Here is a 14,524-nt window from a genome sequence, read left to right as displayed (position 1 = left end):
TTTCTTCATTGTTTGTCTCTCCAGCGAGTTAACATTCCATCGATACGACACCGAGGACAACTCCTGTCGCCTCTGATGCTGAGTTGATACTAGGACACCCCATTTCGCGTGTCCAGCCTTAACACAAACTTAACGCTAAATTAAGTTGAGCTGAATCAAGCAAGAGCCATTTTACCCTTGGCTGTTTACAGTTTGAGTGCCGCTGTGCTTTGATTGCGCCTATGATTGCCGCTTACACTACAGCTCACCACATTACATAGCTCAGCCTTACAGGAGTTACGGTGCAAAGAGGATCACAACCCCTTTCGGGGCTGGCCAAACGACTGGTCAACGACGGTGTTTTCTCGGCCGAGGTCGCACAGGATGCAGTGGCCGAAGCCCGTGAGGCCAACACAGCCTTTATTACTCATATCATCAAGCACCGTCTGATCAGTGCCAATCGCGCGGCGGTTGCGGCATCTGAAGAGTTTGGCTTGCCTCTGCTTGATCTTGACGCCCTGCCCGACAATTTTTTTGAGCATGAGTTGATCTCTGACGATTTGGTCAGCAAGCACCGCGCCCTTCCACTGCTGAAGCGTAACGGGCGCCTGTTTGTGGCGATGTCTGACCCGACCAACATCCAGGCACTGGATGAGATCAAGTTTCATATCGGCTCGCCCACCGAAGCGGTCATCGTTGAAGATGATAAGCTGACACGCCGCCTTGAGCACTACCTCGACAAGGCCAATGATGCCATGGGCGAATTGGACGATGCAGAGCTGGACAGCATCGATCTCGGTGATGATGGCGCCGCTAAAAAAGAGGAAGAGCAGACTGCTGAAGAGGCCGCCAGCGAAACCCCGGTGGTACGCTTTATTAATAAGGTGCTGCTCGACTCAATTAAAAAAGGGGCTTCTGATATCCATTTTGAACCCTACGAAAAAACGTACCGCGTTCGCTGCCGCATTGACGGTATTTTGCAGGAAGTACACCGGCCACCGTTGAATCTGGCCTCGCGCCTGACGGCACGCCTGAAAGTCATGTCGAAAATGGATATTTCCGAAAAACGCTTGCCACAGGATGGTCGCATCAAGCTCAAAGTATCGGCCAAGCGTGCGATTGACTTCCGTGTAAACACCCTGCCCACCCTGTGGGGTGAAAAGATTGTGCTGCGTATACTGGACCCCACCAGTGCTCAGCTTGGGGTTGAAGCGCTGGGCTTTGAGCCCGACCAGAAAGAGGTCTACTTGGGTACACTTGAGCAGCCACAGGGCATGATTTTGGTCACAGGCCCCACCGGCTCGGGTAAAACCGTAACGCTGTACACCGGCCTGAATATTCTGAATACAGAAGAGCGCAACATCTCTACAGCGGAAGACCCGGTCGAGATCAACCTGGAAGGGATCAACCAGGTACACGTTAATGCCAAAGTGGGTCTGACCTTTGCCGAGGCACTGCGCTCATTCCTGCGTCAGGACCCCGATGTTGTGATGGTGGGTGAGATACGCGACCTTGAAACCGCTGAAATCGCGATCAAGGCGGCCCAGACCGGTCACATGGTCTTGTCGACTCTGCACACAAACAGTGCACCCGAGACTCTCACGAGGTTGCGTAATATGGGTGTACCCGCATTCAACATCGCCACCTCCGTCAGCCTTATCATTGCACAACGACTTGGGCGCAGGCTGTGCGAAAGCTGCAAGGTGCCGGTACATTTGCCGGAAGCCGCCTTGCTGGAACAAGGTTTTAGCGCTGAAGACATTCCTGGTTTACAGTTGTACGATGCCAACCCTGAAGGGTGCAGCCGCTGCAACCGTGGCTACAAGGGGCGCGTCGGTATCTATGAAATGTTGAGCATGAGTGGTGAAGTCGCTGAGTGTATTATGGATAACGGTAATTCTATCGATATACTCAGAGTGGCCAAGCAGCAAGGTTTTAAAACATTAAGGGAGTCTGGCCTGTTAAAAGTGGCCAGCGGGGTAACCAGTCTGGAAGAAGTTAACCGGGTGATCAAAACCTGACAGGGATAGATTATGGCAACAGCAGCCAAGCGCAATCAGAAAGATGAGAAACAGCTTACATTTGCCTGGCAAGGCAAGGATAAAAGCGGAAACATCAGCAAGGGTAAAATTGATGCTGTTGACCTTGCATCTGCCAAGGCATTGCTTCGACGCCAGGGAATCAACCCCCACCGCATCAAGCGTGAAAGCACATCTATTTTCAGCAGCCGCAATAAGCCAATTAAACCTGTTGATATAGCTTACCTTATCCGCCAACTGGCCACGATGATGAAAGCAGGGGTTCCACTGCTGCAGGCACTCGATCTGGTGGGTAATGGCGCCGAGAAGGTCAAACTTAAAAAGCTCATTTACGATGTAAAAGGCGACGTTAACAGTGGCCTTGATTTCGCCAGCGCCCTGTCGCGCCACCCGGATTACTTCGACAGCCTTGTATGTTCACTTGTGCAGGCCGGGGAACAGTCCGGCTCGCTGGAGACCATGCTGGACCGCATTGCCACTTACAAGGAAAAGACAGAATCTCTCAAGAAAAAAATCAAGAAGGCGATGACCTACCCCATCGCGATTATTGTTGTCGGTATTGCCGTATCTGCCATTCTGCTGGTGAAGGTTGTACCTCAGTTTGAGGCCATTTTCACAGGCTTTGGTGCAGATTTGCCTACGTTCACCCAGCTTGTAGTGGGTATGTCGGAGTGGATGCAGAAATGGTGGTTTGTTGTTCTGCTCTCCATCGTGGCGCTGTTTTTTGTATTCACCAAGCTCAAAGCCAAGTCTGAAAAGTTCTCTGACTTGGTTGACCGAGCTGTGCTGCGCCTCCCTGTTTTTGGTGGCATTTTACAGAAAGCAGCTGTCGCTCGCTTTGCACGCACACTTGCAACTACGTTTTCCGCCGGTGTTCCTTTGGTAGAGGCACTTAACTCAGCCGCTGGGGCCGCCGGTAATGTGGTCTACCGCAATGCGATTGTTCAGATTCGAAATGGTGTTTCCACTGGACAGGCACTGCAACATGCCGTGCAGATGACGGGTGTATTCCCGGTGATGACCGTGCAGATGATTTCCATTGGTGAAGAGGCCGGCTCGCTTGATCATATGCTGGACCGGGTTGCTACCTTCTATGAAGAAGATGTGGATAATGCCGTGGACAACCTTTCCAGCCTGCTGGAACCAATGATTATGGTCATTCTTGGCGTGCTGGTGGGCGGGCTTGTTATTGCCATGTATCTGCCGATCTTCCAGCTGGGCCAGGTGGTTGGCTAAGCAATGATTGAATTATTAATGACAGAGCCGCTGGTTGCGGCTCTTTTTGCTTTGGTTATCTCACTGCTGGTGGGCAGTTTTCTGAATGTGGTGATACTGCGCCTGCCGGTTATGATGCAGCGCGAGTGGGATGCAATGCTGCAGGCTGAGGCTGATGCGTCTGCGCCCGTACCTCAGGAGCGCTTCAACCTGATGGTGCCTCGTTCACGTTGCGGTAGCTGTGGCCACCTGATTCAGTGGTACGAAAACATTCCAGTGGTCAGCTGGCTGTTTTTACGTGGCCGCTGCAGTGATTGCGGCACGCGCATCTCGGTACGCTATCCGCTGGTCGAGCTGATCACAGGTTTGATTGGGGGCTGGTTGATCTGGCATTTCGGCCTGACACCTCAGGGCATGGCACTGGTGGTGCTGAGCTGGGCGCTCATTGTGCTCACTTTTATCGACCTGGACCACCAACTGCTGCCCGACAGTATCACTCTGCCCCTGTTGTGGCTGGGGCTGCTGCTGAATACCCAAGGTGTATTTACCTCGCTTGAAAGTGCCGTATTCGGTGCGGTCGCCGGCTATCTTGTACTCTGGGCCGTTTACTGGCTGTTCAAACTGGTGACCGGCAAAGAAGGCATGGGCTATGGTGACTTCAAACTGCTGGCTGCCATCGGTGCCTGGGGCGGGGTACAGGTACTGCCGCTGGTGATTTTGCTGTCATCGGTGGTGGGTGTCGTGCTGGCGTTCAGCCTGATTGCATTACGTCGCCATAGCGCGCAAAATCCACTTCCGTTTGGGCCCTATCTGGCAATTGCCGGGTGGATCGCACTGGTCTGGGGTGATCAGATCATTTCCGCTTATTTGGGGAGCTTTTGATGCTGGTAGCAGGACTTACAGGTGGAATCGGCAGTGGCAAGAGCGCTGCATCCGACTGCTTTATCTCACTGGGCGTTCCGGTGATTGACGCCGACCGTGTAGCTCGACTGGTAGTAGAACCCGGCAGTGAGGCACTGGACAAGATTGCCGCTCACTTTGGCGACCACGTCATCCAGGCCAATGGCAACCTCGACCGCGCTGCACTGCGCCGTATCGTGTTTGACAAGGAACGCGAACGCAACTGGCTTGAGGCGCTGCTGCACCCTCTTATTCGCGATCACATTCTGGATACACTTGAACAGCTGGACGAACAGGGCCACGCCTATGCCATTCTGGCTTCACCCCTGCTGCTCGAAACCGACCAGCACCTGCTGATCAGCAAGGTGATTGTGGTGGATGCCCCCGAGGCACTGCAAATCAGTCGCACCATGGCTCGCGATAATATCGAGGAAGCACAGGTACGCCAGATTCTGGCGGCTCAGATGCAACGTGAAGAGCGCCTGAAGCACGCTGACTTTGTGCTGGACAACAGTGGCAACGAAGATCAGTTGCGCGAGTCGGTCAACGCCCTGCACCCTCAACTTTTGCAACTGGCACAGGAGGAGGTGTAAATGGCCGGCAAACTGCTCGACTGCCCTCAGTGCGGTATACCCACCCTCTACTCCATCGATAACCCGGACCGACCGTTTTGCTCAAAACGCTGCCGCATGATCGACTTGGGTGAGTGGGCCAGTGAGGGGTATCAGATAGCGGCAGAGCCGGAGTTTGATGAATTCAGCTCAGATATGCTGGAAGATCCGGGCATGATGCAAACACGCCATTAAAGCACACCTCAGCTCGTTTCAACGGGCGCCAAAACCGGTCAGAATGACACGCAGAGTGCGCAGTACAATCAACAGGTCCACCCACAGCGAGAAGTGCTTGATGTAGTAAAAATCATGCTCGATCTTGATGCGGGTTTCGTCACTGTCACCAGCATACCCCTGCATTACCTGCGCCCACCCCGTAATCCCGGGCTTAACAACATGACGGTAGGCGTAAAAAGGGATTTCCTGCTCAAACTGTTCCACAAATACAGACTGTTCAGGGCGTGGCCCTATCAAACTCATGTCCCCTTTCAGCACATTGAAGAACTGCGGCAGCTCATCAAGCCGCGAGCGCCGCAAAAAACGCCCCAACCGAGTGATGCGCTCATCCCCCGACTGTGCCAGCAGCTGACCATTCTTTTCGGCATCATGACGCATGCTGCGAAACTTGCAGATTTTGAAAGGACGCCCTCCCTGCCCCACCCGCTCTTGAATAAACAGTACCGCCCCGGGGGAATCCAGCTTAATGGCGACCGCAACCAACAGCATCAGTGGCAGCCAGGCAGGCAATGTGACCAGCACGATGATGATATCAATCAGCCGCTTGAGTGACTCATAGGCGGGTGATGGCTGCAAACTGCCAAACTCATTTTCGGACAGGTGATCGATACGTACACGGCCGGTAATGGATTCGTTCAGCTGCTTGATATGATAAACCGGTATGCGATTGAGCGTGGCATGGGCCAGAAAGCGCTGCCATTGGGGCGACAGTTCCGCGTGAAGATCAGCTACTACGGCATCGAAACGACGACCGCCAAAACTCGGCTCGGCCAGGGTGTGAAACCGATAGAATGCGGTCGATTCAAGCCGTTCTGTTCTGACTGAAGGTACTACGGCGATTTTTTGGGTACGAAAGCGACGTCCTACAAAAATGGCTGCGCCACTCCAGAAACAGGCCGCAATGAAGCCATACAGGTGCCAGTGCCACAGTACCGGCTGGTTTAGCAACAGAATAATGGCGCTGACCAGAAACCAGGCAAGGGATACCGTTGGCAGTATGTGTGCAAGCGAACGCGCACCGGGATAGATGCGCAACCGGCTGAGAAAAAACAGACTTAACAGGTAAGCACCGACCAAGGCAGTCAGTGTTACGCTACCCACTGACCAGCGCAACTGCATGTATTCCGGTGCCAGCAGCCCCAGCGGCAACAGGTACAGGCAAACGCTGCCAAGCACAAATTGAAACGGTAACCCCAGCAGCAGCCTCTCATACCAGCGTGAGTGACGGCGCTCATAGTGCGGAATATGTGGGGCTACTGACATGGAGAATGTTTCACGCTGCTGACATCAAGCTGCCAGTATACGCGTTGAAACCTTAATATTCAGCGTCTGTGAACGGTTTCAGTTTGGAGGCGGCAGTGCCATTTTGCGTTTAACCCGCCGCAGCAATGCGCCGATCAGCGGCAATTGCAGGTACACTGGGGCACTGTCCCAGTAGTCCAGATGCTCCGCAACCCTGCCCGCCTGATCCAGCCGGATTCGGCTGCTGCCTTCTACCTTCAGCTCACCGATCACCGGCACCTGAGCGGCAAACTGCCAGCGTAGCCAGGCACACTGGTTGGGCTCATGCCAGCAGACTTCGAGCAGTTCAAAGGCCGGCTTTCCAGTACGTTCAAACATGTCATTCAGCAGCGCCCGCACCGAGTGGCGTCCGTAAAGATCATTGAACGGGTCACGAAAGTGCACATCTGGTGCCAGCCGCTCGCACAGGTCGTTTACCCGGTCAGGCGTCAGGCTTGCGAAGGCCTCGGCATAATCGCGCGCCTGCTGTTCTAGTTCTGTGGTGTCTGCTTCCATGATGATTGTGCTCAAAACCCAGTGCTGCGTTTGATGAGTTTGAAGTAGAGACCGTAGGGTAGCATGCGCAGTAGGGCCAGCGTACGCACAAACGCCGAAGGGAAGCGGATCTCGAAACGGCGGCTTCCGAGCCCCTTGACCAGCTGGTACGCGGCCTCTTCTGGACTGATCAGCTGCGGCATGTCGAATGGGTTCTGGTCGGTCAGAGGAGTGCGCACAAAGCCGGGGTTGACCACCTGCAACTGCACGCCACTCCCCTGTAGCTCGACCGCCAGTGCTTCGCAGGCGTTGACCAAAGCCGCCTTGCTTGCTCCGTAGGCTGCGGCTGTCGGCAGACCTCGATAGCTTGCCAATGAAGCTACACATGCCACTTGCCCATGCCCTCGCTTGCGCATGCGCGGCAGCACCGCTTCCAGCCCGGCCATGACCGCCAGAAAGTTGATGTCCATCAGACTGCGACAGGTTTCCACCGACAGCTCGTCCAGTGTCATGGGTGTATGATTACCTGCATTGAAGACCACCAGGTCAGGCAGGCGCCATTGCGCCTCGATCCAGTCCAGTGCCCGTTGATTGGCACCGGGTTGGGTGACATCCATTTCCAGCGGCAGTATACGTCCGATATAACCGGCTTTTCTGGCATCATCCGCCACCTGTTGCAATATTTCACGTCGACGCCCACTGATGACGACATCACTGCCCTGCTCTGCCAGCCTGAGGGCCGTGGCCCGGCCAATACCGGTGCCGGCACCGGTGATCCATACCAAGGGCCAACGTGGAATGCCGTTGATATTCATGGTGCCTCCTTAAGCGCCAATGGCACTGGCTCAGGCTGTAATCGCACACGGATGCGACTGCCATCGCGAGCACTGAACTCCATGCCCAGCCAGCGACCATTTTGATCGTACCAGCTGTGAGTATCGTCCAGATCCCCTCCCAACTGGTAGTGAGTGGCCACTATTGCTTCGTTGCCAAGCTGCACTGTTTCACGCCCCAGTTCGGTGACATTCAACTCGCTCACCTCGCCGGTCAGTGTATTCAGCAGCTGCTGCTGTAGTGGAAGCTGAGGGTGCCAGTGATTTGAAGTAAGCAGTCGCTGACCCAGAGGCTCACAAACTGCCGCCTCAACACGGCACAGCCGATCATTTTGACGCTCAATGCGGTGTAATGTCAGCGCTCCATCGTCATCAATTCTGACGTTCAATTTCTGCAGCTGTCCATCAGTCGACCATTGCTCTTGCGCTGCATACTCAAAATGATAGTTGAACAGTGCCAGTACACGAATCTGCAGCTGCATCTCTATATCGACCTGCAGTCGGTCGGCCTGTTGGTCAAACCGAAGCCGATAATGACCTATGGTTTTGCCTTTGCGCTCAACGCTGTATAACGCTTCAGTGCCGTACAAATTCAGTGGCGACACAAAACCCGTGCCCACCCCGACCTGAGCGGCAGCTGCCTGAACGGTCGCCAGCAACAGAGCTGACACCAAGATGTGACGAAGTATACGCATAAAAAATCCCCCGCTCACTGATACGCGCTCGAAATGCGGGCGGTTCAGTCAACGAGGGATTATCGGGTAGCAAGTGGCGCCGGTTACGCCTTGAAGCGGGATACCAGCTGGTTCAGGCGTGTTTCCAGTTCGCCCATCTGGCTGGCGGTGCCGGCCAGTTCTTCTGCATTGTGCGTGGCCTTGTCAGCAATATCGGCAATCTGCTGTACGCTCTTGCTGATTTCGTCAGCCACCGCGGTCTGTTCTTCCGCTGCACTGGCGATCTGGGTATTCATTTCAGTAATGGTACTGACCGAGTGGGTAATCTGCTGCAGCGAGTTGCGTGCTTCATCGGCCCGTTCGATGGTGTCTTGACTTTGTGCCTGCGAGCTTTGCATCTCGATAACCGCATTGCGTGCGCCGGACTGCAACCGTTCGATCATGCGCTGAATTTCGTCGGTGCTCTGCTGAGTACGAGTTGCCAGGGTGCGCACTTCGTCGGCAACAACGGAAAAGCCACGCCCCTGCTCGCCGGCTCGAGCCGCTTCGATGGCCGCATTGAGCGCCAGCAGGTTGGTCTGCTCCGCGATGGACGAGATAACGTTGATCACTGTGCCGATCTGATCGGCATCGGTGCCGAGGCTGGCAATGACCTCTGCCGAACGGTTTACGTCATCAGCCAAGCGGTTGATCGATTCGATGGTATGCTCAACCACCTTTTGCCCATTTACCGACTCGCCATCGGCCTCACGAGCGGCATCGGCTGCCTGAGCAGCACTGCCAGCCACTTGCTGAACCGCGGCTGCCATCTGGTGAATGGCGGCAGCGGCCTGTGAGGTTTCACCTTTCTGTTTATGGGCATCTTCATGGGTTTGGCTAACCACATGTTTCATCGACTCGGTTGACTGACTCAGTGAGCGCACCGCAGTTTGCACTTCGCGTACCAGTTGCTGGATTTTTTCGACAAAGTCATTGAACCCCCTGGCCACATCACCGACTTCATCATCGGTTTCAACCGGCAGGCGCTGAGTCAAGTCACCCTCGCCGCGCGAGATATCCTTGAGGGCCGCAGCAGTCTGCTGCAGCGGGCGTACCATACGCTGTGCGACATATAGGGTTACCAGCGATACCAATACCAGCAGGATCAGCGCAGAAATACCGATGATGCCCAGTGTGGTTGCGACTGAAGAGCGAATCTGATTTTCCAGTTGCGCAACGGCGGCATCAATATCATCGATGTAGAAGCCGGTGCCGACAACCCAATCCTTACCCGGCAGCGCCTGTGCATAACTCAGTTTCGGTGCATCACGCCCCAGCTGTGGCTTTTCCCATGAATACTCAACAAAGCCTCCCCCGCTGCGCCCTGCCTTGACCAGCTCTTGGGTGAACAGAACACCTTTCGGATCTTTCAGGCCCGAAAGATCTTTGCCAATAAGCGAAGGGTTCGTGCCATGAACTTTCGTGACCCCCTGAGGATCAAAAGCGAAGATATAACCATCCGTGCCAAAACGCATGGCATTCAGCACTTCGGTTACCCGCTCCATTTTTTCATCGTCGGTGATGCCCTTGCGCGCCAACAAAGGCTGCACGGCGCTGATCGCCTGCTCCACGTAGTGACGCAACTCGGTTTGCTTGGTGGCCAGCATATCCTTACGGATGCGCTCCACCTCTTCATCACCCATCGCCTGCATCTGCACGCGAACAATGATCATGATGGCCGCAACCACCAGCAGCAGGGGCACCAGAGACAGGAGCAACAGCTTACCCTTCAGTCTGAGTTTGCTCATCTTTAATCCTTACATAGGCAGGGGGTTTAAAAATAAGCTTAGTTTACTGCAAAACATTCTGTTGTTCTAATAAACATTCGTTTTATGCCTGGATATTGATTTATCTCAATGCAATATCCATGAAGCATTGGTGGCGAAGACCACACCGAAGCGGAAAACGGTTCAATTGCAGCCCGTACACACTCCGTGTTTCGGCATACAAGTCAGAGAGTCAGGCGCGGATCGTAGTCAAATTGAGTGATTGCACCGACTCTGATTTTGCTGATATCAGGGTGCGCCGGATTGAGCAGGTAGTTGTACTCACCATGGATTGCAGCACTGGGAACCTGCATAACCAGTGAGATCTCATCCTTGACCCAATTATCCCCAACATTTCGAACAGCACTTGCCAGCTGGGGGCTGTTCCAGTTATCAGGCAGGTCGTTCAGATCGATATGTGTGACCAGCGTGGCATCAAAGCTGACTTCGAGCTTGGCATATTGCCTCAGAATGTCGGGACGGCGCAGATGCACGAGCAGTTCCAGCGCTGCCTGGGCAAGGCTGGTACCGAGGTACACAACCCGAACCCCTTTGCTGTTCCAACGGCCACCGTACAGAAATGCCCCCTCACCAGAGAGCATCGCTTCGGGCGTGCTCGCAAAGGCTGGGTCAGCAACACGCCAACCCGTTAGCCTCAACTGAATACTCCATGGCGGATGCGCCCGATCAGGTCTTCAACATCACGTGCTCCCATTTCTGTACTGGCGTAATACATGGGGGCTTCACCCTGTAACAGGTCATGAGGTGTCTGCAGCCACTCGACTGCAGCCGCATCGTCGCCCTGCATCATTTCAAGCGCAAGGTCCTTGATTCTGGCAAGGCGTACAACGCGATCCGATTCATCAACATGCAGGTAGCCCTCTTTCTGACGCCGCCTCAGGGTTGCAATGGACATGGAAAGACACTTGACCATTTCTGCCCGAGTAGTTGCGTAGGCTTCCTCAAGCATCTGGACTGAAGCGGCAGGCAGGCCATCACGAATACGACCAATAATTGCACTGTGGTCGTTATTACAAACACCCGTTACGACGCAGACTAGAGTAGAACCCTGACCTGACCGCGTAACCTTTTGCGTCTGGCGCTGCGAGACAGGCCGAATACTGCCTGCCCTTGGCGCTTTCGCAGTAACAGGCCCTTTTTTCGGAGTTGCGATATGCGCCGCTTCCATTTGATCACCTCAAACTGTTCAGATGAACAGCTTAGTCACTACGATGAACGATGGCAAGTTAATGCAATATTCTTAAGCCGCCTCGCATTGGCTACCACAGTGACTGAAGATAGCGCCATGGCTGCGCCGGCGATGGCCGGGTTGAGCAGCAGGCCAAACAACGGGTACAGCACACCTGCCGCCACCGGAATGGCCAGGCTGTTGTAGATAAAAGCACCAAAGAGGTTCTGTTTGATGTTACGCACTGTTGCCCGCGATATGGCGATGGCATCCACAACTGACGTAAGGCTGGAGCGCATCAGTGTGACATCGGCAGAACTGATCGCCACATCGGTGCCCGACCCCATGGCGTAACCGATATTCGCCTGCGCCAGCGCCGGTGCATCATTGATGCCATCACCCACCATTGCAACGATCTTGCCTTCTGCCTGCAGATCCTTGATCACCTGCTGTTTCTGCTCCGGCTTGACCTCGGCGATGACACGGTCGATACCCGCCTGTTTCGCGATCGCGTTGGCGGTGCGCTCGTTATCACCCGACAGCATCACCACTTCCAATCCTTGGCGATGGAATTGAGCCACTGCTTCGGTGCTGTCTTCGCGCAGCGGATCGGCTACCGCGAGCAACATCACCGGCTGTTTGTCCACCGCCATCCAGATCAGAGAGCGTCCGGTTTCACTGAAGCGCTCGGCATGTGGCTCAAACTCAGTGGTATCAACCCCCTGCTCTTGCATCCAAAGTTGATTGCCCAACAGTATGCTGTTGCCTTCGACTTCGGCCTGCACCCCACTGCCGGCGGCAGCTTCAAACGATTGGGTGTCTGTCAGTGTGATCGCTTTGTCGCGGGCGTATTCAACCACCGCCTGTGCCAATGGGTGTTCGGAATGCTGTTCGACACTGGCGGCCAGCCGCAGCAGCGCGGTTTCATCACCTTCGCAGTGCAGGCCGACAACCTGTGGCTTGCCTTCGGTGAGGGTGCCGGTTTTATCCAGCACCAACGTGGTGATCGACTGCGCCTGCTGCAGCGCTTCACCGTTGCGAATCAGCACACCCTGTTCGGCTGCACGCCCCACGCCCACCATCACAGACATCGGCGTCGCCAGCCCTAGGGCGCAGGGGCAGGCAACGATCAGTACGGTCAAGGCCGCCACGATTGCATAGGGCCAGGCAGGCGCCGGTGCCAGCCAGAGCCAGAACACAGCTGTAAGCAGCGCGATAAGGATCACGACCGGTACGAAGATGGCCGAAATGCGATCGGCCAGCCGGCCCAACGCCGGCTTGGCGTTCTGGGCTTCACGTACAGTGGCCACAATCTGTGCCAGTACGGTTTTCTGCCCCACGGCGCTGACTTCGATCAGCAGACTGCCCTGCCCGTTAACGGTACCGCCCGTGACAAGATCACCGGGCTCGCGCTTGACCGGTACCGGCTCGCCGGTGAGCATGGACTCATCCACATGGCTGCTGCCCTCCAGCACTTTGCCATCGACCGGGACCCGCTCGCCGGGGCGAATACGCACATGATCTTCCGGTAACAACATTGCCACCGGTACTGACTTGCTTTCGCCATCACGTACCCGCATCGCTTCACGCGGCTGCAGATCCAGCAGCTTGCGAAGGGCATCGGTGGTATTGCCGCGGGCGCGGCTTTCCAGCGCTTGCCCCAACAGGATAAAACCGAGAATCATCACCGCCGCTTCGTAATACAGATGCATCGCGGCGTCAGGCAATATGCCGGGAGTGCTCGCGGTGATAATCAGCAACCCGGTGGAGTAGACCCAAGCGGTGCCGGTACCCAGCGCAATCAGGGTATCCATGTTCAGGTCACCACGGAATAGCCCCAGCCAGGCGCCTTTATAGATATGGCCTGCGCTGTAAACCATGATTGCCAAAGTGACCACGCCCAGCGCGACGCCCTGAAGCACTCCCCCTGTGGTATGCAGGTCGGGCATCCAGCCGATCAGCATGGCGAGCATCAATACACCGCCTGCCGTTAATGCAACCAGACTTTTACGCAGGGTCAGGCGATAGGCTTCACGCTCCTGCTCGGCCCGCTTCTCGTAGTCGTCTTGATCCTGCATCAAGTCAGCACCGTAGCCGGCTGCCTCCACCGCCCTGATCACTACACTGGGGTCGGCATCGGTCTGTACCGAGGCGGTACGGTCAGCAAAGTTGATCGCGAAGTCCTGAATGTCTTCGGTACTGTTGAGGGATTTTTCGACACTGCGCACGCAACCGGCGCAGCGCACGTTGTGCAGGGCAAACTGATAAATGGCCATCTTGAACCTCATGTGATGGTGTTCGATGGCTTAAGCATAAACCCTGAAGTGGGGTATAGGGTCAAGAATCCTATTTAACAACTTCTCCTGTTTCCAATAAAACGGTCATTGAAAAACTCGTTTGACAACCGATCCATAATGAATGCAAACTAATGTTTTAAAAGAAAAATAAAACAAAATCGTCTCCCTTAGCAGACAAATACATATTATTTCGATATGGCTCATAAGGGGCGAAAGACATGAAAAGGACTTTCATCAAATGCATCTATTATTGTATTACTTTCGTCATGTTTTGCTCACCGCGCTATTCCTACTCCTGATACCACCCGCCCACGCCAACATGCTGATTCCCGATGGCGCCAGCTTTTCGTTGCCGGCAGACAGCACATTTGATCTTTCATGCGGTGTTTTGGACGTACAGGGCGGCCTGTCCCTTAACAATGCCGAAGTTTCCAACATTATGAATGTCGACATCGCCAGTGGCGGCCAGCTCGATGGCGGTGATGGCATTATACAGTTGAGTGGAAACTGGCAGAATGAAGGCGTTTTCAATCCGGGTAATGGTACTGTCATCATCGATGACAGCTGCAGCACCTCTGATGTCGTATTTAGCGGCAACACTGTGTTCAATAATCTGACCATCATTGATAACGGTGGTCGCTCAATCTTTTTGCCGAGCGGCCGTGCTTTAACGGTCAACGGTACTCTAACGCTCCAGGGCAATGGAACAACGCCTCTGCAACTGCTTTCCAACGATGGCAGTCAAGCCACAATCATCCTTGGGCCCAGCGCTCAAGTCATTCGCAACAATGTAAACCTTGCCAGCAATGTTCAAATAGGCACAGGTTTTACACCGGCAGTTGCCATACCTACTCTAGGATTACTGCCCCTTGCTCTCCTTGCTCTGCTTCTGGCTATTGTCGCCGCCTGTGGTCTCAGGCAGCGCAGGCCCGCCTGAGACGTAAAACTCTTTCAAGAGGCATTGATATG

At 54.7% G+C, this 14,524-nt stretch carries 14 protein-coding genes; 6 read left to right on the top strand and 8 right to left on the bottom strand.

Features of this window, described 5'->3' with window-relative positions; genetic code table 11:
* Nucleotides 1–281: 281 nt before the first annotated feature.
* The 5 genes from pilB to ACAM29_RS00675 are packed head-to-tail and all read left to right on the top strand — an operon-like array spanning nt 282 to nt 4,939.
* Nucleotides 282–2,000 (top strand): type IV-A pilus assembly ATPase PilB, encoded by a 1,719-nt coding sequence (gene pilB / locus ACAM29_RS00695; protein ID WP_369622839.1) that lies wholly within the window; start codon nt 282–284, stop codon nt 1,998–2,000.
* 12 nt (nt 2,001–2,012) lie between these two features.
* Nucleotides 2,013–3,254, top strand: a complete 1,242-nt coding sequence (locus ACAM29_RS00690; RefSeq protein WP_369622838.1) for a type II secretion system F family protein — start codon at nt 2,013–2,015, stop codon at nt 3,252–3,254.
* A 3-nt stretch (nt 3,255–3,257) separates the two neighbouring features.
* Nucleotides 3,258–4,115: an A24 family peptidase gene (locus ACAM29_RS00685; RefSeq protein WP_369622837.1), complete on the top strand. Its 858-nt coding sequence runs from the start codon at nt 3,258–3,260 to the stop codon at nt 4,113–4,115.
* Nucleotides 4,115–4,726, top strand: coding sequence for a dephospho-CoA kinase (gene coaE / locus ACAM29_RS00680; protein WP_369622836.1), 612 nt, complete (start codon nt 4,115–4,117; stop codon nt 4,724–4,726). The genes ACAM29_RS00685 and coaE overlap by 1 nt, the downstream gene beginning before the upstream one ends.
* Nucleotides 4,727–4,939 (top strand): DNA gyrase inhibitor YacG, encoded by a 213-nt coding sequence (locus ACAM29_RS00675; RefSeq protein WP_091824692.1) that lies wholly within the window; start codon nt 4,727–4,729, stop codon nt 4,937–4,939.
* A gap of 18 nt (nt 4,940–4,957) precedes the next feature.
* On the opposite strand, the gene ACAM29_RS00670 is transcribed toward ACAM29_RS00675, so the two are convergent.
* The 8 genes from ACAM29_RS00670 to ACAM29_RS00635 form a co-directional block, all read right to left on the bottom strand.
* Nucleotides 4,958–6,244 (bottom strand): sugar transferase, encoded by a 1,287-nt coding sequence (locus ACAM29_RS00670; protein WP_354406902.1) that lies wholly within the window; start codon nt 6,242–6,244, stop codon nt 4,958–4,960.
* 78 nt (nt 6,245–6,322) lie between these two features.
* Nucleotides 6,323–6,778, bottom strand: a complete 456-nt coding sequence (locus ACAM29_RS00665; protein WP_369622835.1) for a nuclear transport factor 2 family protein — start codon at nt 6,776–6,778, stop codon at nt 6,323–6,325.
* Between the two features lie 11 nt (nt 6,779–6,789).
* Nucleotides 6,790–7,572 (bottom strand): SDR family NAD(P)-dependent oxidoreductase, encoded by a 783-nt coding sequence (locus ACAM29_RS00660; protein WP_369622834.1) that lies wholly within the window; start codon nt 7,570–7,572, stop codon nt 6,790–6,792.
* Nucleotides 7,569–8,285, bottom strand: coding sequence for a DUF6134 family protein (locus ACAM29_RS00655; protein WP_369622833.1), 717 nt, complete (start codon nt 8,283–8,285; stop codon nt 7,569–7,571). Before ACAM29_RS00655 ends, ACAM29_RS00660 begins: the two co-directional genes overlap by 4 nt.
* Nucleotides 8,286–8,368: 83 nt before the next feature.
* Nucleotides 8,369–10,051, bottom strand: a complete 1,683-nt coding sequence (locus ACAM29_RS00650) for a methyl-accepting chemotaxis protein (protein ID WP_369622832.1) — start codon at nt 10,049–10,051, stop codon at nt 8,369–8,371.
* 203 nt (nt 10,052–10,254) lie between these two features.
* Nucleotides 10,255–10,728 (bottom strand): RES family NAD+ phosphorylase, encoded by a 474-nt coding sequence (locus tag ACAM29_RS00645; RefSeq protein ID WP_369622831.1) that lies wholly within the window; start codon nt 10,726–10,728, stop codon nt 10,255–10,257.
* Nucleotides 10,725–11,258, bottom strand: a complete 534-nt coding sequence (locus tag ACAM29_RS00640; protein ID WP_206835445.1) for an antitoxin Xre/MbcA/ParS toxin-binding domain-containing protein — start codon at nt 11,256–11,258, stop codon at nt 10,725–10,727. The genes ACAM29_RS00645 and ACAM29_RS00640 overlap by 4 nt, the downstream gene beginning before the upstream one ends.
* A 38-nt stretch (nt 11,259–11,296) precedes the next feature.
* Nucleotides 11,297–13,534: a heavy metal translocating P-type ATPase gene (locus tag ACAM29_RS00635; protein ID WP_369622830.1), complete on the bottom strand. Its 2,238-nt coding sequence runs from the start codon at nt 13,532–13,534 to the stop codon at nt 11,297–11,299.
* A 259-nt stretch (nt 13,535–13,793) separates the two neighbouring features.
* Here ACAM29_RS00635 and ACAM29_RS00630 point away from each other — a divergent pair, with 259 nt between their 5' ends.
* Complete coding sequence (locus ACAM29_RS00630; RefSeq protein WP_369622829.1) at nt 13,794–14,492, top strand: hypothetical protein; 699 nt, start codon at nt 13,794–13,796, stop codon at nt 14,490–14,492.
* Nucleotides 14,493–14,524: the final 32 nt, after the last annotated feature.

The sequence above is a fragment of the Marinobacterium sp. BA1 genome, assembly GCF_041155135.1.
Classification (GTDB): domain Bacteria; phylum Pseudomonadota; class Gammaproteobacteria; order Pseudomonadales; family Balneatricaceae; genus Marinobacterium; species Marinobacterium iners.
Note: the sequence above shows the minus strand (reverse complement) of the source record. Positions and strands in the feature narration are given on the sequence as shown.

What these genes read in the sequence shown, in the direction of transcription:
- ACAM29_RS00690 (WP_369622838.1), top strand. Translation starts at nt 2,013, where the DNA reads ATGGCAACAGCAGCCAAGCGCAATCAGAAAGATGAGAAACAGCTTACA.
- ACAM29_RS00685 (WP_369622837.1), top strand. Translation starts at nt 3,258, where the DNA reads ATGATTGAATTATTAATGACAGAGCCGCTGGTTGCGGCTCTTTTTGCT.
- coaE (WP_369622836.1), top strand. Translation starts at nt 4,115, where the DNA reads ATGCTGGTAGCAGGACTTACAGGTGGAATCGGCAGTGGCAAGAGCGCT.
- ACAM29_RS00675 (WP_091824692.1), top strand. Translation starts at nt 4,727, where the DNA reads ATGGCCGGCAAACTGCTCGACTGCCCTCAGTGCGGTATACCCACCCTC.
- ACAM29_RS00670 (WP_354406902.1), bottom strand. Translation starts at nt 6,244, where the DNA reads ATGTCAGTAGCCCCACATATTCCGCACTATGAGCGCCGTCACTCACGC.
- ACAM29_RS00665 (WP_369622835.1), bottom strand. Translation starts at nt 6,778, where the DNA reads ATGGAAGCAGACACCACAGAACTAGAACAGCAGGCGCGCGATTATGCC.
- ACAM29_RS00660 (WP_369622834.1), bottom strand. Translation starts at nt 7,572, where the DNA reads ATGAATATCAACGGCATTCCACGTTGGCCCTTGGTATGGATCACCGGT.
- ACAM29_RS00655 (WP_369622833.1), bottom strand. Translation starts at nt 8,285, where the DNA reads ATGCGTATACTTCGTCACATCTTGGTGTCAGCTCTGTTGCTGGCGACC.
- ACAM29_RS00650 (WP_369622832.1), bottom strand. Translation starts at nt 10,051, where the DNA reads ATGAGCAAACTCAGACTGAAGGGTAAGCTGTTGCTCCTGTCTCTGGTG.
- ACAM29_RS00640 (WP_206835445.1), bottom strand. Translation starts at nt 11,258, where the DNA reads ATGGAAGCGGCGCATATCGCAACTCCGAAAAAAGGGCCTGTTACTGCG.
- ACAM29_RS00635 (WP_369622830.1), bottom strand. Translation starts at nt 13,534, where the DNA reads ATGGCCATTTATCAGTTTGCCCTGCACAACGTGCGCTGCGCCGGTTGC.
- ACAM29_RS00630 (WP_369622829.1), top strand. Translation starts at nt 13,794, where the DNA reads ATGCATCTATTATTGTATTACTTTCGTCATGTTTTGCTCACCGCGCTA.